Annotated in this window: 19 protein-coding genes and 1 pseudogene; 11 read left to right on the top strand and 9 right to left on the bottom strand. The window is 61.1% G+C overall.

Features of this window, described 5'->3' with window-relative positions; all coding sequences use genetic code 11:
• Both JKL46_RS23935 and JKL46_RS23930 read left to right on the top strand, forming a co-directional pair.
• Entirely contained in the window at window positions 1–744 is a 744-nt protein-coding gene (locus JKL46_RS23935) for an ABC transporter permease (RefSeq protein ID WP_201838114.1), read from the top strand.
• Entirely contained in the window at window positions 732–1,499 is a 768-nt protein-coding gene (locus tag JKL46_RS23930) for an ABC transporter ATP-binding protein (protein ID WP_201838112.1), read from the top strand. The genes JKL46_RS23935 and JKL46_RS23930 overlap by 13 nt, the downstream gene beginning before the upstream one ends.
• A 95-nt stretch (window positions 1,500–1,594) precedes the next feature.
• Here the strand turns inward: JKL46_RS23930 and JKL46_RS23925 are convergent, their stop codons facing one another.
• Genes JKL46_RS23925 through JKL46_RS23910 form a run of 4 tightly spaced genes read right to left on the bottom strand, consistent with a single transcriptional unit; the run spans window position 1,595 to window position 5,354 of the window.
• Window positions 1,595–2,662: a sulfate/molybdate ABC transporter ATP-binding protein gene (locus JKL46_RS23925; protein ID WP_343074107.1), complete on the bottom strand. Its 1,068-nt coding sequence runs from the start codon at window positions 2,660–2,662 to the stop codon at window positions 1,595–1,597.
• Complete coding sequence (cysW, locus tag JKL46_RS23920) at window positions 2,646–3,527, bottom strand: sulfate ABC transporter permease subunit CysW (protein WP_201838108.1); 882 nt, start codon at window positions 3,525–3,527, stop codon at window positions 2,646–2,648. Before cysW ends, JKL46_RS23925 begins: the two co-directional genes overlap by 17 nt.
• Window positions 3,520–4,368 carry a sulfate ABC transporter permease subunit CysT gene (gene cysT / locus JKL46_RS23915; protein ID WP_201838106.1) on the bottom strand — a complete coding sequence of 283 codons (849 nt, stop codon included), beginning with the start codon at window positions 4,366–4,368 and terminating at the stop codon, window positions 3,520–3,522. Before cysT ends, cysW begins: the two co-directional genes overlap by 8 nt.
• A gap of 2 nt (window positions 4,369–4,370) precedes the next feature.
• On the bottom strand, window positions 4,371–5,354 hold the full coding sequence (locus JKL46_RS23910; protein WP_201838154.1) for a sulfate ABC transporter substrate-binding protein: 984 nt from the start codon (window positions 5,352–5,354) through the stop codon (window positions 4,371–4,373).
• A gap of 708 nt (window positions 5,355–6,062) precedes the next feature.
• On the opposite strand from JKL46_RS23910, the gene JKL46_RS23905 reads away from it, so the two are divergent.
• From JKL46_RS23905 to JKL46_RS23895, 3 genes are all read left to right on the top strand, one after another.
• The gene (locus JKL46_RS23905; protein ID WP_201838104.1) at window positions 6,063–6,731 is read left to right on the top strand and encodes a peroxiredoxin; all 669 of its coding nucleotides are present in this window, start codon (window positions 6,063–6,065) and stop codon (window positions 6,729–6,731) included.
• Window positions 6,732–6,806: 75 nt separating this feature from the next.
• The gene (locus tag JKL46_RS23900) at window positions 6,807–7,280 is read left to right on the top strand and encodes an OsmC family protein (protein WP_425493294.1); all 474 of its coding nucleotides are present in this window, start codon (window positions 6,807–6,809) and stop codon (window positions 7,278–7,280) included.
• An 18-nt stretch (window positions 7,281–7,298) separates the two neighbouring features.
• A complete protein-coding gene (locus JKL46_RS23895) occupies window positions 7,299–8,150 on the top strand; it encodes a sulfurtransferase (RefSeq protein ID WP_201838102.1) in 852 nt (283 codons plus the stop codon).
• A 14-nt stretch (window positions 8,151–8,164) separates the two neighbouring features.
• Here the strand turns inward: JKL46_RS23895 and JKL46_RS23890 are convergent, their stop codons facing one another.
• From JKL46_RS23890 to JKL46_RS23875, 4 genes are all read right to left on the bottom strand, one after another.
• A complete protein-coding gene (locus JKL46_RS23890; protein WP_201838099.1) occupies window positions 8,165–9,361 on the bottom strand; it encodes an O-succinylhomoserine sulfhydrylase in 1,197 nt (398 codons plus the stop codon).
• Window positions 9,362–9,452: 91 nt separating this feature from the next.
• The gene (cysN, locus tag JKL46_RS23885) at window positions 9,453–11,069 is read right to left on the bottom strand and encodes a sulfate adenylyltransferase subunit CysN (protein ID WP_201838097.1); all 1,617 of its coding nucleotides are present in this window, start codon (window positions 11,067–11,069) and stop codon (window positions 9,453–9,455) included.
• Window positions 11,069–12,052: a sulfate adenylyltransferase subunit CysD gene (gene cysD / locus JKL46_RS23880; protein ID WP_281400019.1), complete on the bottom strand. Its 984-nt coding sequence runs from the start codon at window positions 12,050–12,052 to the stop codon at window positions 11,069–11,071. Before cysD ends, cysN begins: the two co-directional genes overlap by 1 nt.
• 10 nt (window positions 12,053–12,062) lie before the next feature.
• Entirely contained in the window at window positions 12,063–12,803 is a 741-nt protein-coding gene (locus tag JKL46_RS23875; protein ID WP_201838095.1) for a phosphoadenylyl-sulfate reductase, read from the bottom strand.
• Between the two features lie 184 nt (window positions 12,804–12,987).
• Between JKL46_RS23875 and JKL46_RS23870 the strand changes: the two genes are divergently transcribed.
• From JKL46_RS23870 to JKL46_RS23845, 6 genes and pseudogenes are all read left to right on the top strand, one after another.
• Window positions 12,988–13,449 carry an Lrp/AsnC family transcriptional regulator gene (locus JKL46_RS23870; protein ID WP_201838093.1) on the top strand — a complete coding sequence of 154 codons (462 nt, stop codon included), beginning with the start codon at window positions 12,988–12,990 and terminating at the stop codon, window positions 13,447–13,449.
• A gap of 157 nt (window positions 13,450–13,606) precedes the next feature.
• On the top strand, window positions 13,607–15,358 hold the full coding sequence (locus tag JKL46_RS23865) for a diflavin oxidoreductase (RefSeq protein ID WP_201838091.1): 1,752 nt from the start codon (window positions 13,607–13,609) through the stop codon (window positions 15,356–15,358).
• A 24-nt stretch (window positions 15,359–15,382) separates the two neighbouring features.
• Window positions 15,383–17,089: pseudogene (locus JKL46_RS23860) on the top strand (NADPH-dependent assimilatory sulfite reductase hemoprotein subunit); the annotation flags it as partial.
• A complete protein-coding gene (gene cysG / locus JKL46_RS23855; RefSeq protein ID WP_201838087.1) occupies window positions 17,086–18,609 on the top strand; it encodes a siroheme synthase CysG in 1,524 nt (507 codons plus the stop codon). The pseudogene JKL46_RS23860 and the gene cysG, both read left to right, overlap by 4 nt.
• A gap of 417 nt (window positions 18,610–19,026) precedes the next feature.
• On the top strand, window positions 19,027–19,431 hold the full coding sequence (locus JKL46_RS23850) for a hypothetical protein (protein ID WP_201838085.1): 405 nt from the start codon (window positions 19,027–19,029) through the stop codon (window positions 19,429–19,431).
• A gap of 1,152 nt (window positions 19,432–20,583) precedes the next feature.
• The gene (locus JKL46_RS23845; RefSeq protein WP_201838083.1) at window positions 20,584–21,003 is read left to right on the top strand and encodes a hypothetical protein; all 420 of its coding nucleotides are present in this window, start codon (window positions 20,584–20,586) and stop codon (window positions 21,001–21,003) included.
• Window positions 21,004–21,054: 51 nt separating this feature from the next.
• Here the strand turns inward: JKL46_RS23845 and JKL46_RS23840 are convergent, their stop codons facing one another.
• Window positions 21,055–21,690 (bottom strand): helix-turn-helix domain-containing protein, encoded by a 636-nt coding sequence (locus tag JKL46_RS23840; RefSeq protein ID WP_343074106.1) that lies wholly within the window; start codon window positions 21,688–21,690, stop codon window positions 21,055–21,057.

Below are 21,690 nucleotides of genomic sequence, written 5' to 3'. Positions count from 1 at the left end.
ATGCGCCTTCTCCTGCTTTCGTGCCTCGGCCTTCTCATCTTTCTCGGATTGTGGGAGGCCGTTCCGCGTCTGGGTCTCGTCAATGCGGCCATGCTGCCGGGCCCCAGCGCGATTCCAGCCGCCTTTCTGAAGGAAGTCTCAAGTGGTGCTTGGCTGACATCTGTGACTAGCAGCCTCAGCCATTACATCACGGGCTTAAGTGTCGGCGCTGGACTTGGGGTTGCCCTCGGCATCGTCACCGGCATGTACCGGTCGGCGGAGGGCTTCACAGCCTGGATCGTGCGTGTGCTGCGTCCCATCCCGGGTCTTGCCTGGGTTCCGTTCGCCATCATCTGGTTCGGCGTCAGCACGCCGGCGGCCGTGTTCATCATCGCAGTCGGAGTGTTCTGGATCGTCTACTTTGCGGCGCACGGTGCTGTGCGCACCGTGGATCACGATCTCGTGGAAGTGGCGGAAGCATTCGGCTTCCATTCCGGCTTGCGGCGTCTTCAGAAAATCCTGCTCCCGGCCGCTGCTCCCGGTATCCTGGTGGGCCTGCGCACGGCTCTGGGACAGGCCTGGATGGCCGTTGTCGCGGCTGAGATCTTTGGCGTAAGCGGGTTGGGTCAGCGCATGATGCAGGCCTCCAGCCTTCTCGCGACCGATGTGGTCGTGGTTTATATGCTGACCATGGCGGCCCTCTACGGGCTCTTCGACACAGCTTTCGTAGCCCTGCAAGGATGGCTTCTGAGATGGAAAGCGTGATCGAGATTCGAGACCTTTCGCTGGCCTTCGAGAGAAATGGCCAGAAGACAATCGTGCTCGACCGCCTCTCGTTGGATGTGCGCCGCGGCGAGTTCCTCGCCATTGTGGGCCCCTCCGGGGTCGGCAAGTCCACCTTGCTCCGCGTGCTGACAGGACTTGCCCGTCCCAGCGCCGGTACTGCGCGAGTCATCGCGAACAATCCGCAGCGCCGACCCGTGGCCTTCGTGTTCCAGGACTCTCGTCTGCTGCCGTGGCGCCGCGTGATCAGCAATGTCGCGTTCGGCCTGGAACATCCTCATACACCCCGTCGTGAGCGCAAGACAAAGGCAGACAGTGCACTCGAATTCGTAGGCTTAAGCCATCTGGCGCAACGGTGGCCGCACGAAATGTCGGGCGGGCAGCGCCAGCGTGTGTCCCTGGCACGGGCACTCGCAGTCCAGCCCGAGGTTCTGCTCATGGACGAGCCGTTCTCGGCTCTCGACGCCATCACCCGCGAGAGCCTCCAAGATGAACTCATCCGCATCTGGCAGAAGACTGGCAAGACGATCCTGTTCGTGACGCACGACATCGATGAGGCCACGTATTTGGCGGACCGAGTCATTGTTCTCTCAGGATCCCCTGGGCGGATCGTAGCGGAACATCGCATCGACAACCCGCATCCACGCCGGCGTCAGGATGTGGCTCTCGCCCAAACCGCGAAAGCCCTGCGCGACGGCCTGGCGTCAGACATCGTTACGGATGGCGGGATGATCTAGCCTCATTTGCCGCCCTGATAAAGGAGAAGAGATGGCCGGACATGGCTGCCCTTCTCTGTCATTACCAGAGTCATCAATGCCTGTTGTGAGCGCTCTCAGCCATCGCGGAAGATCACGCCGTCAAGGATGTCCAGACCGATCTCCTCGCCGACACTCAGGTTCGTCACAAGAGCAACCTCGACCTCGAGCTTCTTCCCATCAGCTTGCGAGACCTCGATCCGTCGCATGGATCCAAGGCGCCGAATGCCACTGACAATGCCCTGATGGTATCCATGGCCGGCGGGTACCGGCTTCAAATGCCATGGCCGGCAATAGAGACTCGCTTGGCCAATAGTGGATTTCGGTGCGGCTACGGGAGCAGGCTTTCCGTTCACCAGCACTCGCCCATCGCGGATCTCGGCATTGAAGCGAGCGGCCTGACCAAGAAAGGTCATCACGAAGGGCGTTGCAGGATGATCCTGAACATCGTCGGGACTGCCGACTTGCTCCAACCGACCCTGATTGAGAACGGCGACCCGGTCCGCCAGCTCCAAGGCTTCGTCCTGATCGTGCGTGACGAAGACCGTTGTCTTTCCGGTGCGCTCGTGAATGTCGCGCAGCCAGGCGCGGAGGTCCTTACGGACCTTGGCGTCGAGAGCGCCAAAGGGCTCATCGAGCAGAAGGACGCGAGGCTCGACGGCCAGCGCCCTGGCCAAGGCGACCCGCTGGCGCTGCCCGCCGGAGAGCTGTGCCGGGAACCGGTTGTCGAAGCCTGAGAGCTGGACTAGATCGAGCAGTTCGGAAACGCGGCGCTGGATCTCGCTCTTGGAGGGACGGTTCGCCCGCTCACGCACCTTCAGACCATAGGCAACGTTGTCGGCAACGCTCATGTGCTTGAACAGGGCATAATGCTGGAAGACAAAGCCAACCTGACGCTTCTGCACCGGCAGTCTGGTGGCATCCGACCCCCCGAAGAAGACCTGTCCGCGATCCGCCTGCGCCAATCCTGCAATGACGCGCAGAAGCGTCGTTTTCCCGGATCCGGACGGCCCGAGCAATGCCAGGAGTTCCCCAGGCCTCACGGTCAGGTTGACGTCGTGGAGCGCGGCCGAACCCGCGAATACCTTCGTCACGTCTGCGACGCGGATGTCGACCGCCTGACCCTGCTCAGCGATGCGTGCCACTGGCGAGATCGGCTCCATGACGCCACTCGAGGAAAGATTTGAGCGCCAATGTGACGAGGGCGAGGCCGGCGAGGAGCGAGGAGACGGCAAAGGCCGCAACGAAGTTGTATTCATTGTAGAGAATCTCCACGTGAAGCGGAATGGTGTTGGTTAGGCCGCGGATGTGGCCCGAGACCACGGAAACCGCGCCGAACTCGCCCATGGCGCGGGCGTTGCACAAAAGGACGCCGTACAGCAGCCCCCATTTGATGTTGGGAAGCGTCACCTTCAAAAATGTGCGCCAGCCGCTGGCCCCGAGGGTCAGGGCAGCCTCCTCCTCTGCCGTTCCCTGTTCCTGCATAAGGGGAATGAGCTGGCGCGCCACAAAGGGGAAGGTCACGAAGATCGTAGCCAAGACGATGCCCGGCAGCGCGAAGGCGATCTTGATGCCATGCGCCATGAGCCAAGGTCCGAACAATCCCTGCGCGCCGAAAAGGAGCAGGTAGATCAGGCCCGACACGACCGGCGAGACGGAAAACGGCAGGTCGATCAGGGTGATCAGCAGGCTCTTGCCCTTGAACTCGAACTTGGCGATGGCCCAGGACGCCATGAGGCCGAACACGACATTCAACGGCACCGCGATTGCGGCGACGGTCATCGTCAGCCTGATCGCGGCCAGCGCGTCCGCCTCCTGAAAGGCGGCGAGAAAGCCTTCGAGCCCTCGCCTGAAGGCTTCCACGAAGACGACGACGAGCGGCAGAACCAGGAACAGAAGCAGGAAGACAAGCGCGATCGAGATGGCCAGCCATCGGATCGGCTTCTTCTCGGTCACCACGCTCTGCTGCGAGGAAACCGGCAAGGCCAGAGCTGCGCTGAGATCAGACATAGCCGAACCTCTTGCGGCTCCAAGCCTGGATCAGGTTGATCAGCAAAAGCACTGAGAACGAGATCGCCAGCATGATGGTGGCGATCACCGTCGCGCCGGTGTAGTCGTATTCCGACAGCTTGATCACGATCAGCAGCGGGGCAATTTCGGAGACATAGGGCAGGTTCCCGGCGATGAAGATCACGGAGCCGTACTCTCCGACCGCACGGGCGAAGGCCAGGGCGAAGCCGGTCAGCACGCCGGGGAGAAGCGGAGGCAGGAGAACACTCCAAAGGGTGCGCCAGCGGGTTGCGCCGAGGGTGGACGAGGCCTCCTCCAGCTCATTCTCGATTTCTGTGATCAGCGGCTGGACAGTGCGAACGGTAAAGGGAAGCCCAATGAAGACCAGCGCGACGAAGATACCAAGGGGTGTGTAGGCTACCTTGAGACCGAGAGGCTCGAGAAGCGAGCCCACCCAGCCATTCGGTGCGTAAAGGGCAGCGAGTGCAATGCCGGCAACAGCCGTTGGGAGGGCAAAGGGCAAATCGACAATGGCATCAAGGAGCTTGCGGCCCGGGAAGTCGTACCGGGTGAGAACCCAGGCGATCAAGAGGCCGAAGAGAGAGGCGACGCCGGCGGCAAGCAGGGAAATGCTGAAACTCGTCTCGAGGGCCGCAGCGACCCGGGGATCGGTGGCAGTCGCAGCAATACCGGTGATCCCGATGCCTGAGGCCTTCACCACCAGCGCGCCGAGCGGCAGCAACACCAGCAATCCAAGATAGAGCAGCGTGTAGCCGAGCGTGACGCCGAAGCCCGGCAGCACGCTCGCTTGCTTGAGACGCAGATACGATGCCGAGGCCATGGTCAGCGCTTGCTGATCTGATCGAAGAGCCCGCCTGAATCGAAGTTGTTCTTCTGGATATCGTCCCAGTTGCCCTGGAGCGACTCGATCGTGAACAGCTTCAGGTTCGGCAGAGCCGCGAGGTCCTCCGGTTTGGCGGCTTCGGACTTGATCGGGCGATAATGGTGCTTGGCAAAGATCGCTTGGGCCTTGTCGGTATAGAGGAAGCCGAGGAAGGCTTCAGCCACCTTGCGTGTGCCCTTGCCATCGACATTGCCCTCGACGAGAGCGACCGGCGGCTCCGCTAGGATCGACAGCGTCGGCACCACGATCTCGAACTTGTCGCGTCCGAATTCGTCGAGCACGAGGAAGGCTTCGTTCTCCCATGCCGGCAGAACATCCCCGAGGCCGCGCTGCGCGAAGGTTACGGTCGAGCCGCGAGCGCCGGTATCGAGCACCGGGACATTCTTGTAGAGGGCGGTGACGAACTCCTTCGCCTTGTCAGCACTGCCGTCCTTAGTGTGCGAATAGCCCCAAGCCGCCAGGAAGTTCCAGCGGCCGCCAGCGGAGGTTTTCGGATTGGGCGTGATGACTTGGACGCCTGGCTTCACAAGGTCGTCCCAGTCCTTGATCGCCTTCGGGTTTCCCTTCCGAACGAGGAAGACCACGGTCGATGTGTAAGGCAGGGAGTTGTTGGGCAACTTGCTGCGCCAGTCGGTCGGGATCTTCTTCGTTGCCTTTACGATGGCATCGATGTCGGAAGGGATGCCCAACGTCACCACATCGGCGTCGATACCGTCGATGACGGTACGGGCCTGGGCGCCGGATCCGCCGTGGGACGTCCGGATCGAGACGGTCTCGCCCGTTTTTGCCTTCCAATCGTCCGCAAAGGCCTGATTGATCTCACGGTAGAGTTCGCGCGTCGGATCGTACGATACGTTCAGCAATTGCGACTGGGCCGATGCGGGACCAGTCAGAGGCAGAAGGCCGACGCCTCCCAAGACCATCAGACCGACGGCCGGCAGGACGGACCGCAGGCGAGAAGACGTCTTCGCGCCAGCGACTTCTAGGGAATTGCCGTGCATTCTACCCTCCGGGTTGAGATCGAAGCGAGAGCTGGCAGCAAGCTACCCAGGCTCCCTAACAGGGCACTGAAATATCCGCTAAAAAGAACGAGTGTCAAATTCCCCAAGTCAATTACTTTGCTAGTTGTGCTGTGTCGTATGTTCTTTTGTAGTATAGCGACGCACCTTCATAGAATGATGTTCTACGGCATCCCCATTGACGCAGTATGTTTGTACTAGAGACTGCGATGGATGCGTGAAATCCATTTTTATTTGCCCAGGCATTTGCGGCGAACGCGTTGCTTGGTGGTCCAAATGGCTGTCACAGACCGGTTTGGAAGATTCTCCTCTAAAAGCAGACCCTTTTAGCAAACACTTTTATCGCGGCCCGTTCTATAAAACGAACATTTTATTGACTTGGTGCATCGCTTGCTAGACATTTCGATTGCCCAGTCTGTGCATTCACCGATCCACGTAAGCATCCGACACGATTTCATGCGCATCAAACGGCAGAAGTCGAAACCCGAATCGGGCGCGTGCGCCTTGCGACTGGTGGCGAAACGATGAAACACACGTGATCGGACCAATCGATTGCACCCTGCCTTGCACATGCAGCGACCAATCCACGCGTAACGGAGAGAGATCCCTGCTATGACACTTCAAATCGGCCAGATTGCCCCTGACTTCGAGACGGTGACGACCGAGGGCCCGATCCGCTTCCATGAGTGGATTGGCGATTCCTGGGCGGTGCTGTTCTCGCATCCGAAGAATTTCACCCCCGTGTGCACGACGGAACTGGGCGAGGTGGCGCGGCTCAAGCCTGAATTCGATCGACGGGGTGTGAAGGTTGTCGGCTTTTCCGTCGATCCCGTCGAGAAGCACGAGGCTTGGGCCCGTGACATCGAGGAGACGCAGGGAGCGGCCGTCAACTACCCGATCATCGGCGATCAGGACCTCTCGATCTCCAAGCTCTATGGGATGCTGCCGGCCCAAGCCGGCGACACCGCGGAGGGGCGCACGGCCGCCGACAACCAGACGGTGCGCAACGTTTTCATCATCGGTCCCGACAAGAAGATCAAACTCGTCCTGGTCTATCCCATGACCACGGGTCGCAACTTCGACGAAGTGCTGCGGGTCATCGATTCCCTCCAGCTGACGGCCCAGCACCGGGTCGCTACCCCTGCCAATTGGAAGCAAGGCGAGGATGTGATCATCGCCGGCTCCGTATCGGACGAGGAAGCCAAGGGCCTGTATCCGGGCGGCTGGAGAGCGCCAAAGCCTTATCTGCGCATCGTGCCGCAGCCCGCCAAGGCGAACTGATCTGCGGGGGCAATTACCTCTTGCCCCGGATAGGGACACCGCCAGCGTGATTGCTGGCGGCGTCCCAATGCGCTGATGGCCGGGCTCCTGGATGCTCATATGCAAGGTAACGAAATGACCAGCATGAAAGCGCGCGTATCGTGGGTTGAGGGCATGATGTTTACAGGCGAGTCCGGAAGTGGGCATGCCATCGTGCTGGACGGCGCCCCCGAGAGCGGCGGCCGCAATATTGGCATTCGTCCCATGGAACTCATGCTGTTGGGACTTGCCGGCTGCACGGCCTTCGATGTCGTGCTCATCCTCAAGCGTGGCCGCGAGCCTGTCACCGATTGCGTGGTGGACGTGGAAGCCGAGCGCGCATCGACGGATCCGAAGGTGTTTACGACGATTCACCTCAAGTACTATTTGTCAGGGCAAGGACTCTCGCCCGAGAAGGTCGAGCGCGCCATTCAGCTATCCAAGGAAAAGTATTGCTCCGCGTCCATCATGCTGGGTCAGGTTGCGGAGATCACGCACTCCTGGACCGTTGATCCTCGCCAAACCGCGTAATCGCTCGGGACCACTGTCATGACACCTGCTCCTCTCGTTTCAGTCGACTGGCTTTCAGACCGTATCGCAGATTCCTCGGTTCTGATTGTTGACACCCGCTCGGCAGAGAGCGGCGGGCGAGCGGCCTTCGAGGCCGGTCACGTTCCGGGCGCGGTTCACAGCGACTATGCCGGCGACGGCTGGCGGATCGCTGAGGGTGGCGCCGGCGGCCTCCTTCCCGGTGCCGACCATCTGTCCGCCCTGCTGAGCCGTATCGGCATCACGCCGGAGCACCACGTGGTCATCGTATCGGCTGGAGAGGCCGCATCCGATTTCAGCGCAGCCGCAAGGGTCTATTGGACACTGAAAGCCCTTGGCCACAGTCAGGTATCGATCCTCGATGGGGGATTCAAAGCGTGGCGGCAAGCCGGCAGCTTAGAAGAAACCGGCCCGTCTGCGCCAACTGCGAGCCCGCTCTACCCCGTACGGCTCACCGGAAGCCTCCGCGCCGAGCTCCATGCTGTCGAGAAGGTTGTAGCCCATGGCGACGCAACGCTGCTCGATGGGCGCTCACAGGCTCAGTTCGATGGGCGTGAGAAAAGTCCGCAGGCCCTGCGCGCCGGCCACCTGCCAGGCGCCCTCCACCTGGACCACAGCAGAGCCATCCAGCCGGGGACCGGACGTCTACGCCCTGTCGCGGAACTCGAGCAATTGTACGAGCAAGTTCCCCTAGGGCCCGTGGTGAGCTATTGCAACACCGGCCACCTCGCCTCCACGAACTGGTTCATCCTCTCGGAGGTGCTCAAACGCCCGGATGTGAAGCTCTATGATGGTTCGATGTCGGAGTGGACCCAGGATCCCAGCCGGCCTGTCGCGACGAACGTGAGCTGAGACGGACAAAGACCTCAGACGCACTCAAGAGCCTGCGTCAGGTCCTCGATCAGATCATCGGGATGCTCAAGGCCCACTGAGAGCCTGACGAGACCTTCCGAGACCCCCATGTCCGCACGCTCCTCTGCTGTGAAGCGCTGGTGCGTCGTCGTCGCCGGATGAGTGATCAGGCTCTTGGCATCGCCGAGATTGTTGGAGATCCGGACCAAATCGAGAGCGTTCAGGAAGCGGAAGGCCCCTGCCTTGCCGCCTTCGATCTCAAGGGCGAGCAGCGTCGAGCCTCCCGTCATCTGCCGGGCAATGATATCAGCCTGTGGGTGATCGGCGCGGCCCGGATAGATCAGGCGGGGGATCTTGGCATGTCCTGCCAATGCGTCCGCCACGGTCCCTGCCGTCCGGGTCTGGCGCTCGACGCGCAGCGGAAGCGTCTCCAGGCTTTTCAGAAGCACCCAAGCGTTGAAGGGAGACATCGAAGGGCCCGTCTGCCGGAGCAACGTATGGACGTGCGTCTGAATGAACTCCTCGGACGCAAGAATGACCCCGCCAAGGCAGCGCCCCTGTCCATCGATGTGCTTGGTGGCCGAATAGACGACGCAATCAGCTCCGAGTTGCAGCGGCTTCTGCCAGATCGGGGACGAGAACACGTTGTCCACGACCAGCTTCGCCCCGGCGTTGCGCGCAATACCGGCGACGGCTTCAATGTCGATGATCTCCAAGGTGGGATTGGCCGGGCTCTCGAGAAAGAAGACCTTCGTCTCCGGCCGCACGGCCTTTCGCCACGCATCGAGATCCGTTCCGTCGACCAGAGTGGCTGCCACGCCAAACCGCGGCAGGAGCTCAGCGACAACGTAACGACAGGAGCCGAAGAGGGCGCGGGCGGCAACGATATGGTCCCCCGCCTGCAGCAAGCCCATCAGGGCTGCCGTCACGGCAGCCATGCCGGTTGCGGTGGCGCGAGCAGACTCGGCTCCTTCGAAGGACGCGATGCGCTGCTCGAACATCGTGACCGTCGGGTTCGAGAAGCGGGCATAGAGAAAGCCAGGACTCTCTCCCTTGAAACGGGCCTCACACTCTTCCGCGCTGGTATAAACATGGCCCTGCGTGAGGAAGAGCGCTTCGGAGGTCTCGCCGAATTCCGACCGCAGCGTGCCGTCATGGACAAGGCGGGTCTCCGCGTGCAGGGGCCGGCTTCGGCGTGAGCGCGTGCTCATTGTTCGTCCTTCAACCTGGCCTGCTGCTCCTCCTCGGTGGTTCAGCAGGCGTCTGTCTTGATGATTGATGTTTCAGAAAGAGGGCCGGAACCTACTTGGCGCCGGAACTCTGGGGACCGCCGCCATGCTGGCCGGTTGCAAAGGACAGGCCATAGCGGATCCGGGCCCACAGGCGCTCGTGGCCGTAATAGAGCACTAGCTTGGTCACCACCTCGGTTGCGCCAATAGCCGCGGCCAAGCGGATATCCTGGCTCAGGACAAGCGCTGCCCCTATGGTCGCAACCGATCCGATGACCCGCCACGACATGGCCTTGAGAGCGCTGCGCCGCTTCTGCTCGCCCGTCCACTTGATCCAGGCCAACGGGGCGTTGTTCCGGACGACCTGGAGGTTGACGGGCTCCTCGGCAACAGCGCCATCCGCGAGACCGATTGCCACCGTGTCGAAGCTCTCCCGGTCGATGAGGATGAACCCGCCCGTGCGACGGCTCTCGGTATAGGGATCGAAGGCGATGGGCTGGTCCAGGGCAAGAACGACGGTGCCGACGTCATTGGCTCCGAGCGACGACACGGGCACGGCGGCGAGCGAACCAAGATCAATCCGCTGGCGCACGCGCTCAATTCTTGCAGGCACCGCCGCAGCACCGAGTTTCAGAAGAAACTGGTCACCTTCCTTCAGATGCTCCGTCGCCATCCAGAACAGGCGGGCTTCGATTTTGTTGGCAACCTGAGCTTGCCTCTTTACGGAAGCAATGACGTCACCGCGCGAGATGTCGACCTCGTCGGACAGGATGAGTGTGACGGATTGACCGGCAACTGCCTCATTCAGTTCTCCGTCCATCGTCACGATCTGCGCAACGGATGTCTCCAATCCCGATGGGAGAATCCGCACCTGGTCTCCCGACCTGATACGGCCGCTGGTGATAAAGCCGGCAAAGCCGCGAAACTCCGGGTTGGGCCGGTTGACCCACTGCACCGGCATGCGGAACGGCTCCGCATCGGCTTTCTGCTCGACCTCGACGGTTTCGAGATAAGAGAGCAATGTTGGCCCGCGATACCAGGGCGCCTGCGCTGACGGCGCGACGACATTGTCGCCATGCAGTGCCGACAACGGGATGGAAGCGATCTGGTCAAAGCCAAGATTGATCGCGAAGGCCCGAAACTCCGCGTCGATCTGCTTGAACCTCTCCTCGGACCAGTCCACGAGGTCCATCTTGTTGATGGCCAGGGCGACGTGACGGATCCCGAGCATGGAAACGAGAAGGGCATGCCGCCGGGTCTGGCGGGTGATCCCTTTGCGCGCATCGATCAGAAGGATGGCCACATCCGCGGTCGAGGCGCCCGTTGCCATATTGCGCGTGTATTGCTCATGGCCGGGCGTATCGGCGACGATGAAGGTTCGCCGGTCAGTCGAGAAGAAGCGATAGGCGACGTCGATGGTGATGCCCTGCTCGCGCTCGCTGGCGAGCCCATCCACCAGGAGCGCGAAGTCGATACCACCGCCCTGTGTTCCATGCTTGCGCGAGTCGCGCTCCAGCGTTGCGAGTTGGTCATCGAACAGACGCTTGGACTCGTACAGCAGACGCCCGATCAGCGTGGACTTGCCATCGTCGACGGAGCCGCAGGTGATGAAGCGGAGCAAACTCTTGCGCTCATGGGCCGCGAGATAGTCCTCCAGCAGGAAGCTGTCGGGTGCGGGATGGACAGTCATCAGAAATAACCTTCCTGCTTCTTGCGTTCCATGGACGCAGCCGTGTCCTTGTCGATGGCGCGCCCGTGACGCTCGGACGTGCGCGCCTCAAGCGTCTCGCGGATGATGTCCGGGAGAGTGGCGGCCGTGCTCTCCACGGCTCCTGTCAACGGATAGCAGCCGAGCGTCCTGAATCGGACCGATCTCAGCTGCGGCTGCTCGCCGGGATGCAGCGGCAGCCGATCGTCATCGACCATGACGAGCATGCCGTCGCGCTCCACGACCGGTCGTCCGGCCGCGAAATAGAGCGGCACGATCGGGATGTTCTCACGGTGGATGTAGAGCCAGATGTCGAGCTCGGTCCAGTTCGAGAGCGGGAAGACGCGCAGGCTCTCGCCGCGACGCTTGCGCCCGTTGTAGAGCTGCCACGGCTCAGGCCGCTGCCGCTTGGGATCCCAGCGATGATGGGCATTGCGCAGCGAGAACACCCGCTCTTTCGCCCGCGACTTCTCTTCGTCGCGGCGGGCGCCGCCGAAAGCGGCGTCGAACCCATACCGCTCCAGGGCCTGCTTGAGCGCCTGGGTCTTCATGACATCGGTATGGACCTCCGAGCCATGACTGATCGGGCCGATGCTGCGGGACAAGCCATCCGGGTTGGTGTGCACCAGCAGGTCGAGACCCAGCTCCTTTGCCCGGCGATCCCGGAATGCGATCATCTCGCGGAACTTCCAGGTGGTGTCGACATGCAAAAGCGGGAACGGCGGCTTCGCCGGGTAGAAGGCTTTTAGTGCAAGATGCAGCAGGACCGACGAGTCCTTGCCGATCGAATACAGCATGACCGGGTTGTCGCTCTCAGCCACGGCTTCCCGCATGATGTAGATGCTCTCGGCTTCGAGCCGATCGAGATGGGTCAGCCCGGTCTGGAGCAGCGCGCCATCGGAGATAGGCCTCGGGGGAGGAACCTGGTCTGTGGGGCGCACAGCTCCCTCACGCCAGTTGGTCATGGGATTGCTCCTAAACGTTCTGTGTTGGCACGAGGTGCAGGCCACATTCCTTCTTGCTCTCCTGCTCCCACCACCAGCGGCCTGCGCGCTCGGGTTCCCCCAGACGGACGGCACGGGTGCAGGGCGCGCAGCCGATGGATGGGTAGCCCTGGTCATGCAGCGGGTTGTAGGGAATGGCATTGTCCGCCACGTACCTTACGAGGTCTTGGCGGCTCCAATCCGCCAACGGGTTGACCTTGATCAGGCCATAGCCGCTATCCTGGACCGCGAGCGGCACGGCGGCTCGAAACGCCGACTGCTCGGCACGAAGCCCCGTAATCCAGCCTGCCGCTTCGGCAAGCGCCCGGCCAAGGGGCTCGACCTTCCGGACGTCGCAGCAGGCCTTTCGGGCCTCGACGGAATGACGGAAGCCGTTGATGCCCTGGCGGGACACCAGCGCTTCCAGGCTGGAGCGGTCCGGGCTCACGGCATTGATCCGGCGCCCGTAATGATCCTCCGTCTGCGCCCAGAGATCGTAGGTTTCGGGAAACAATCGTCCGGTATCGAGAGTGACGATCTCAATATGAAGATCGAGGCCTGCCCTGAAGATCGCATGGGTGATGGCCTGATCCTCGAGGCCGAAGCTCGTCGTGAAGACCAGCCGGCCAGTGAGCGATCGTGTGGCGAGGGAAAGCCGCTCAGGGAGGCTGGCATCACTTAGGGCAAGGGCCAGAGCCTCCGCCCTTGCCGCTCCTGATGAAGCAAAGTCCATCGCAATATTCTCCAAACTGCGAGATCGAACTTGTTCTTAATAACGAACGGTGTCAAGGTCGGGTTGTTCTGGCCCGAAGAGGCGATCGAGTGATCGAAGGGGCAAGTTGTCCCAAGAAGAGAAGATTCTTTCCTCAAGGCTCAGAACAAGGACAATCCTATTCGACAAAAGGCGGGATGCAGAGATGGATCGCATCGACCGAAAAATTTTGAACCTTCTTCAGCAGAATGGCACACTTTCTGTCGCGGACATCGGCCATCGGGTCGGTTTATCTCAAACGCCATGCTGGAAGCGGATTCAGCGTCTTGAAGCCGAGGGCGTGATCGAGCGACGGGTTGCACTACTGGACCCTGAAAAGCTGGGGCTCGGCCTGACGGTCTTCGTGTGCATCGAAGCCGGTGACCATACCCAGGACGCCATCGACCGGTTCATCGATGCGATTGAAACCATGAACGAGGTCGTTGAGTTTCACCGGATGGCCGGCGACGTCGACTACATCCTCCGCGTCGTGGTCTCGGACGTGAAGGCTTATGACTTGTTTTATAAGCGGTTGATTGGGATCGTCCCGCTCAAGAAAGTCAGCTCGCGCTTCAGTGTCGAAAGGGTCAAGTTCACGACAGCGCTACCGATCGAGATCACGGCGTAAGGTAGGCCGATTATAGCACTATAATCCTAAGTTTATGGATAAACAGAATTCTCTTCTCCCATTTTAGAATCTGACAAAAGAAGTTTTCTTCAGGCTATCGTTCTTTAAAAAGAACATTTCATTGACTTGCTCCGGAGCCCCGCGCGACATTCGGAGCATGTCAGCATCAGCCCTTCTTCCTCAAACGGCTCCCTTTGGAGACGATGACCGGCTCAGCCTCGATCGTGTCCTGAGTGCGGCTTCCCCGATCCAGCGTGCGTGGCTCGCCGGCTTTCTCGCCGGGGTCGATGCGGGCCAGGCGCCCGCCCCTCGTGTCGATGCGCCAGCCCGTGCGGCAGAACCGCTGACGATCCTCTTTGCCAGCGAGTCCGGCAATGCGGAGCGGCTGGCTCAGGACGTGGCGAAGCTCGCCCGCAAGAGCGGCTTCAAGCCGAAGGTCGTCGACTTCGCCGACCTCGACATCGTCGACCTGTCCAAGCAGAGCCGGCTTGTGGTGATCGCCGCGACCTGGGGCGAAGGCGAGCCGCCGGCCCGGGCGACCCGGGCCTATGCCGACCTGATGGGCGCTTCGGCGCCGCGTCTCGAAGGCACCACCTATGCCGTCCTGGCCTTGGGCGATACGGCTTACGCGGAATTCTGCGGCGTCGGCAAAGCCATCGACGCGCGGCTTGCTGAGCTCGGTGCGGTGCGGGCCGTCGACAGAATCGATTGCGACCTCGACTTCGAAGCTCCGGCAGCGGCCTGGATCAAGAGTACTCTCGAAACGCTCGCACCGGCTCTGGAGAACTCGGGCAATGTGGTGGCCGTCGATTTCAGCATCCGTGCCGGCGCCGAGATCAGCCGCGAACCGGTGGTGGCCGAGATCGTCGAGCACGTCAATCTGAACTCCTCCCGCTCGGACAAGGAAACCGTTCACCTGGCGCTCGGCTTCGATGGCACCGCTCCGGCCTACGAACCCGGCGACTCGCTCGAACTCTTCCCCGAAAACGATCCGGCCCTTGTCGAGTCGGTTCTTGCGGCCACAGGGCTTGGTGGCGAAGACGCTCTGCGCGCCACCCTAACGACCGAGCGGGATATCACCACACTCTCCATCAAGACGCTCGAAACCTTTGCTGCCGAGACAGGGCATGCGGACGTGCGCAAGCTTCTGGAGGAGGGACACGCTCGCGCCTGGATTGAGAGCCGCCAACTGATCGATCTGGTCGAGGCCTTTCCTGCATCATTGACCGCTCAGCAGCTCACGGCTATCACGCGCCCGTTGCCGCCGCGCGCCTATTCCATTGCCTCCTCGCGCAAGGAGGTTGGCGACGAAGCTCATCTGCTCATCGCCGCCGTTCGCTATCAGACGCATGGCCGTGCCCGTGGCGGTGTCGCCTCGACCTTCGTGGCGGATCGCCTCAAGGCGGGCGCGGCGACCCGTGTTCGCCTCAAGCCGAACAAGCATTTTCGGCTGCCCGATCCGGCGACCGACATCATCATGATCGGCCCGGGAACCGGTATCGCGCCGTTCCGCGCCTTCGTGCAGGAACGGCGCGTCATCGGGGCCAGTGGAAAGTCCTGGCTGTTCTTCGGCAACCGGCGCTACACGCACGACTTTCTGTATCAGCTTGAATGGCAGGATGCCCTGAAGGACGGATCGCTGGCCCGGATCGACCTCGCCTTCTCGAGGGATACGCCGGAAAAGGTCTACGTCCAGCATCGCCTCTGGGAGCAGCGCCGCGACCTCGTCGGCTGGCTGGACAACGGTGCCCAGCTCTATGTCTGCGGCGATGCCAAGGCGATGGCGAAGGACGTTCGCGCAGCGCTCGTCGCGGCCTTCGCGGACGTGAAGGCCCTCTCGTCGGAGGCTGCCGAGATCGCTATCAGCGACCTTGAGCGCGGCCGCCGCTATCACCAAGACGTTTATTGAGAAGCACCAATGATGTCCAAGGAACTCTCGCGCAACGAGCGCATCAAAGAGGCGAGCGGCTATCTCCGCGGCACGCTCGCGGAAGGCCTCACCGACATCGTGACCGGTGCGATCACCGAGGACGACCAGCAGCTGGTCAAGTTCCACGGCATGTATCTGCAGGACGACCGGGATCTGCGAGCCGAGCGGACGAAGAAGAAGCTCGAGAAGGCCTATTCCTTCATGATCCGCCTGCGCATTCCCGGCGGCGTCTGCACGCCGGCCCAGTGGCTCCAGCTCGACCGGATCGCCCAGGACTATGCCAATGGAACCCTGCGCCTGACGACCCGGCAAACCTTCCAGTTCCATGGCGTGATCAAGGCGAACCTGAAGGCGACGATGAAGGCCATCGACACGGCCCTTCTCGATACGCTGGCAGCGTGCGGCGACGTCAACCGCAATGTGCTGGCCTCCACCAACCCGCATCAGTCCCGCGCCCACAACGCGGCTCTCGATCTCGCCCGGTCGATCTCCGAACATCTTTTGCCGCAGACACCGGCCTATCGGGAGATCTGGCTTGACGGTGAGAAGGTCGTCGGCGGCGAGGAAGTCATCGAGCCCGTCTACGGCCGGACCTACCTGCCGCGCAAGTTCAAGACCGTGGTCGCCGTTCCTCCGTCGAACGAGGTCGACATCTTCGCACAGGACCTGGGCTTCATCGCGATTCTCGATAAGAAGGGCAACGTCAAAGGCTGGAACGTGACGGTCGGCGGCGGCATGGGCATGACCCATGGGGAGGAAGACACCTACCCCCGGACCGCCGACGTGATGGGCTTCTGCCTACCCGAAGATGCTTTGGCCGTAGCCGAAGCGGTGGTGACCGTACAGCGCGACTGGGGCGACCGCACACTTCGCAAGCATGCGCGCCTCAAATACACCATCGAGGATCGCGGCCTTGAGGCATTCCGTGCCGAGGTCGAGAAGCGCATTGGCAAAGCCCTGGGCAAGGCACAGCCCTTCCAGTTCGATAGCAACGGAGATCGCTACGGATGGGTCGAGGGCGAGGACGGTCGCTCCCACCTGACGCTCTTCATCGAGAACGGTCGCCTGCGCGACATTCCGGATGGACCATCGCTCCTGACGGGGTTCCGCCGGATTGCCGAAAGCCATGACGGCGAATTCCGCCTCACGGCGAACCAGAACGTCATCGTCGCCAATGTCTCGCCGGCAAAACGTGCGCAGATCGAAGCGCTCGTGGAGGAATACGGCCTGACGAGTCATGCCACGGCACTGCGCCGCAACGCAATGGCCTGCGTGGCTCTGCCGACCTGCGGCCTGGCGCTGGCCGAGAGCGAGCGCTATCTGCCGTCGCTGGTGACGGCCCTCGAGGAGCGTCTCAGCCTTCGCGGGCTTGCCGAAGACGAGATCACGATCCGCATGACCGGCTGTCCCAATGGCTGCGCCCGCCCGTACATCGCCGAGATCGGTCTCGTGGGCAAAGGCCCCGGTCGCTACAACCTGTATCTTGGCGCCGCGTTCGACGGCTCTCGTCTGTCCAAGCTCTATGCCGCCGACCTCCAGCACGACGAGATCGTTGCCGCTCTCGACCCGCTGTTTGCGGCCTATGCCCATGGCCGAAAGCCCGCCGAACGGTTCGGAGATTTCGTCATCCGTTCGGGCATTGTGGCTGCGACGGGAAACGGGCGGGACTTTCACGCCAACACGGGCCCTCTGGCCGAGGCGGCGGAATGAACGCGCCTCTCCGGCCCGACGATCGGCGTCCTGCGCGCCTCAACCCTCTGCCGAAGCTGCCGATCTTCGTCGATCTCGCCGGGCGTTCGATCCTCGTGGTCGGCGGATCCGATGGAATCGCCTGGAAAGTCGAACTCCTCGCGGCCGCCGGCGGCACGGTCAGAATCCTGGCGGAGGATCCGTCACCCGAACTTCGCGCCCTCGTTCAAAACGATCCGGCGCGCTTCACCCTCGTCCAAAGGCCATGGCGTGAAACGGACTTCGTCGGGGTCTCGGTCGCCATCGCGGATATCGAGGATCAGCGGGACGCCGCAATCTTCGTCGACGCGGCGCGCCGGAACGGCGCTCTCGTCAACATCATCGATCAGCCAGCCTTCTGCGATTTTCAGTTCGGCACCATCGTCAATCGCGCTCCCGTTATCGTGTCCATATCGACCGATGGCGCAGCTCCGATTCTGGGCCAGGCCATTCGCCGGCGCATCGAAGCGGTCCTGCCCTCCTCCCTCGGGGCATGGACGCAGGCCGCGAAGGACTTCCGTGATCGCCTGCGGGACTTCGTGCCGTCGAAGCCGGGTCGACGCCGGTTCTGGGAACGGTTCGTCGATGTCGCATTCGCGAACGGATCCCAAGAACGGGATTTGGACCGCACCCTGGATTGCCTCGCACGCGAGGCTGACCGAGACTCCCCGGAGATGCGGGGACGGGGTGAAGTTGTCATTGTCGGCGCGGGTCCAGGGGATCCCGAGCTTCTGACCCTAAAGGCGATGCGGGAGCTGCAGGCGGCGGATGTCATCGTCTACGATCGCCTCGTCACACCGGCCATTCTCGAATTGGCGCGGCGGGAGGCTCGCCGGGTCCATGTCGGGAAGGAAGGCCATGGCGCATCCTGCCGCCAGGAAGACATCAATGCCCTGATTGTCGATCTGGCGCTTGCTGGTGAACGTGTCGTCCGGCTCAAAGGTGGTGATCCGGCCGTCTTCGGCCGCACCGGTGAAGAAGTCACCGCTTGCCGGGAGGCTGGGGTGCCCGTCCGCATCGTTCCCGGTATTACGACCGCGAGTGCCGCGGCAGCCTCGCTCAATGGATCACTGACTCACCGGGATCACGCTCAACGAGTCCAGTTCGTCACCGCTCATGATCGGCACGGAGATCTACCGGAGAATCTAAACCTCGCGGCATTGGCGGATCCACAGGCGACAACAATAGTCTACATGGGGCGGCGGACAGCGCCCAAGCTGGCGGCGCGGATGATTGAAAGTGGCCTACCTCCCGAGACGCCTGTCGTCGCGATCAGCAATGTGTCGAGAGATGGTCAGGAGAGCATACACACGACCATCAAGGATGTGTCTCGTGGCACCGCTCTGCCCGAAGACGGGCCACTGATTATTGCGATCGGTGCGTCCGTGGCGGCACCACCTGACATCTCACCTTATGCGAACAGCAGGTTCACCGCTCGCAATGGGCAAGGGCGGTTCTCATCGACGAACGAACAGTCGGCCGCTGCACTCGTGGGACACTGACGGCGTTCATATCTTTTCTCACAGCGGCTGGGCCTTTGCCGGGGCTGCAATCTGATCAAAATAAGCAACCCGACCTGCAACAGCCGCTCCGACCGTGAGCCAAAAAAGAAGTATTCCAAGAATCATCTTGCGCCATGAGGGCGAATGTCCACGAGCCATGCAATCGTCAGAGCCTACAATCATCTCCTTTCAACCTTACAGGTTTCATCATGAGGCCGGCAAGTAAACTCAGATTATCGGACGCAATTTGGAATAAGCTTCTCATATAGTCCTATTTTAGGTGATAGTCATCTCGCGGACACCTTGTCGTAGAGGATAGATTTCTGTCGAGAGTGGATAAGGAAAGTTGGGAAGCATAAACTCAAGGAGCAGTCACGAATTGCGCAATCATTGCTTCTGTCGAAAGGATCACAGACCATGGATGTCTCTGTTGAAGCCATCCCCATAGCGAGCGTTGTCGGCGTTTCAGCGACCGTGGATGGGGCCTACATTCTTGTACGTTTTGGGGCTGATAACGATCAGGAGCTTGTACTAGCCTTACCGTACGACGTAGGGTTTGGTCTTCTTCGAGCTTCATCCGCTGCACTTGGAGAAGCCCTCCGGAGGAAACTCGACGATCCTGGTTCGGTCCTGGTCACGCCTCTCGACTGGTGGGAGTTTCAGCCCCTCAAGGACGAGAAGGTCCTTTTGTCGCTCCGGCAACCTGGAGGGCTCGCGACCCACCATATCATCCCCAAGTCCGAAGCTTCTCACATGAGAGACGTGCTTAGTGCCGTATTGCAAGACGGGCGCAAACAGGACCTGAGCAAGCCTCTGAACTGAAGCGTTTCATCCTAAACATGGGGCGAACCAGCGCACCAGCATCAGTCTCGGGCACCCTTCGGAGTGACGGTGACCAGCACTGGTTGAGGTCTGTCTCCCTGGCCTCAAGACTTCGTGCGACTTTATTAGACCCGCACCGTAGACAAGCGGGTTTGCAGATAGCTGACGGAGTTTACAGACGGTCTTGCCACGATCGGTCTGAGCGAACTCGCTCATTCTGGGTTTGTCTTGGACGAGAAATTTCGGCTGTTACTACCAACGGGGTCGGTGAGGTGATGCGTCTCGCAACCACGTCGTACGGGGCTTTGTGAGCCGGACGGTTGATCTGTAGCGTCACTCAGAGACCGAAAGCAAAGGGAGACGTTCACCCGCAAAGACAATCTGCGGGTTGCGCTGGTGGCCTGCGCCCCCTGGTTGGCAATCCGGCCATCGACAAGGAAGCCATCGCGGCGGTAGGCGGCAGCTATAGCGGCTAGTCTCGCCACAGTCCTGAGCTTACAGCGCCCCGTACACTGGCTCACGTTGCGCGCACTGGCGCTTTGCCGCAACGAGGGCTAGCCGCTGCCAAAGCATCAGATGAAGAAGCTCTGTCTGCCAATTGCCGTCGCGGGCGGGTGATACTGCCCAGAACGGGGCCTGGCCGCTTGCGCAGTGTTCAGGGATAACGTGCAGGCCGTGAAAACGGAGCACGACGACATCATCAGGTCTCGGTCATCGAGGACTATCTGGCGGTTCTCAAGGGTACTCGCTACCTTTCCGAGTGATTGATGGACCGCTCATACCGTCTCTGAGGTGATTACAGGTGGCCCTTACCTTCCAACTGTTCAACTGCCCATCCGAGCTGGTGTCGGGAACTTGGGAAGAAGCGGGCGCCAGGTAGACCAACTCGCGCCACGCCCGGTACCTTCGACGGCAGCGTGATCTTAAGCGTGCCACCCGGCTTGGAGGGCTCTCAGGCCCTCTATTAAAGCAGAGGTCCATCCAACAAAACAACGGTTTGTTCGATCTGTTTGCCTGACCTCCAATAAGATGGAGGAAAGAAGCGATCCTGCTGTTGGGTCGCGTTGCTGCAGGGGACTGTTGGGCTCATCCTTTTCTTCGGCCCAGCGGAGGCGCTGGCGAATTGCTGACAAGCAGATGAGAGACGGACCGATGACCAGCTCAGCCGCGATGCCCATGATGGGCAATATGATGCCGGGGATGATGCCTCAGATGCCCATGGGTGGAATGATGCCAACCATGATGCCGATGATGGGTGGCATGATGCCTCAAATGCCAATGGGAGGCATGATGCCCATGATGGGCGGGATGATGCCTCAGATGCAGATGGGTGGGATGATGCCCGGCATGATGTGCCGCATGTCCTGCGAAATGGCAGCCGACGGTTCCATGACCTGCACCATGATGCCAATGGAAGGCATGTCTGCCGACATGTTCAAGATGTGCTGCGAGAACATGACAAGGATGATGGAGATGGGCATGCCCTGCATGATGATGTGCGGCGGCATGATGCTGATCGGCATGAGCTCGGCCATGGGCTCGCAGACCAAGCCAATGAAGAAGAGCGCTTGAACCCATCGGCTTCGAAAGGTGGTGCCGCCCGATCCGGATAGGCGGAATGAACTATCCGACCGTCTCGACGTATGACATCACCAGATACATGATCGCCATCACGTGGCCGGGATTCCGGTAGATGTGCGGCACGTCAGCTTGGAAGATGATCGAGTCGTCCGCATGGAGACTGTAAACGGAGCCGTTGACCTCGATCTCCACATCACCGACTACGACGGTAAGGTTCTCAATCGTTCCCGCCGCGTGGGCAACTGCGTCTTCCTGTGACTGTGCTGAAAGGGTGAGCTTGTAAAATTCGACACGCCGCTCCGCTTCGAAGGGAAACAATGCCCTCGAGGTGAAGCTTCCGTCTGCAGAGGTGAGGATCTTTGCGTTCTTCGAGCGCATGACAACCGTGCCGCTGCCGCTACTTGGGCTTGTCAGCGCCGAAAATGGAACGTTGAGTGCTCGCGCCACCTTCCACAACAATGAAATCGTCGGGACGCTTCGCCCTAGCTCAATCTGGCTTAGCATGGCACGGCTGACGCCAGAAAGATTCGCAAGGCGCTCTAAAGAGTGACCGCGCGATCGTCGTAACCGCTTGAGATTGCTGCTGACGATGTCAGCAAGTTCCTGAGCCTCACTCTCGAGATCGCTCTCGGGTTCATGCGCAACGCCGGCGAGATGATCCTTTGGTACATCTCCCAC

The sequence above is a fragment of the Microvirga zambiensis WSM3693 genome, from assembly GCF_016735695.1.
In the GTDB taxonomy this organism is placed as follows: Bacteria; Pseudomonadota; Alphaproteobacteria; order Rhizobiales; family Beijerinckiaceae; genus Microvirga; species Microvirga zambiensis.
This window is presented reverse-complemented; position numbering and strand designations above follow the sequence as displayed.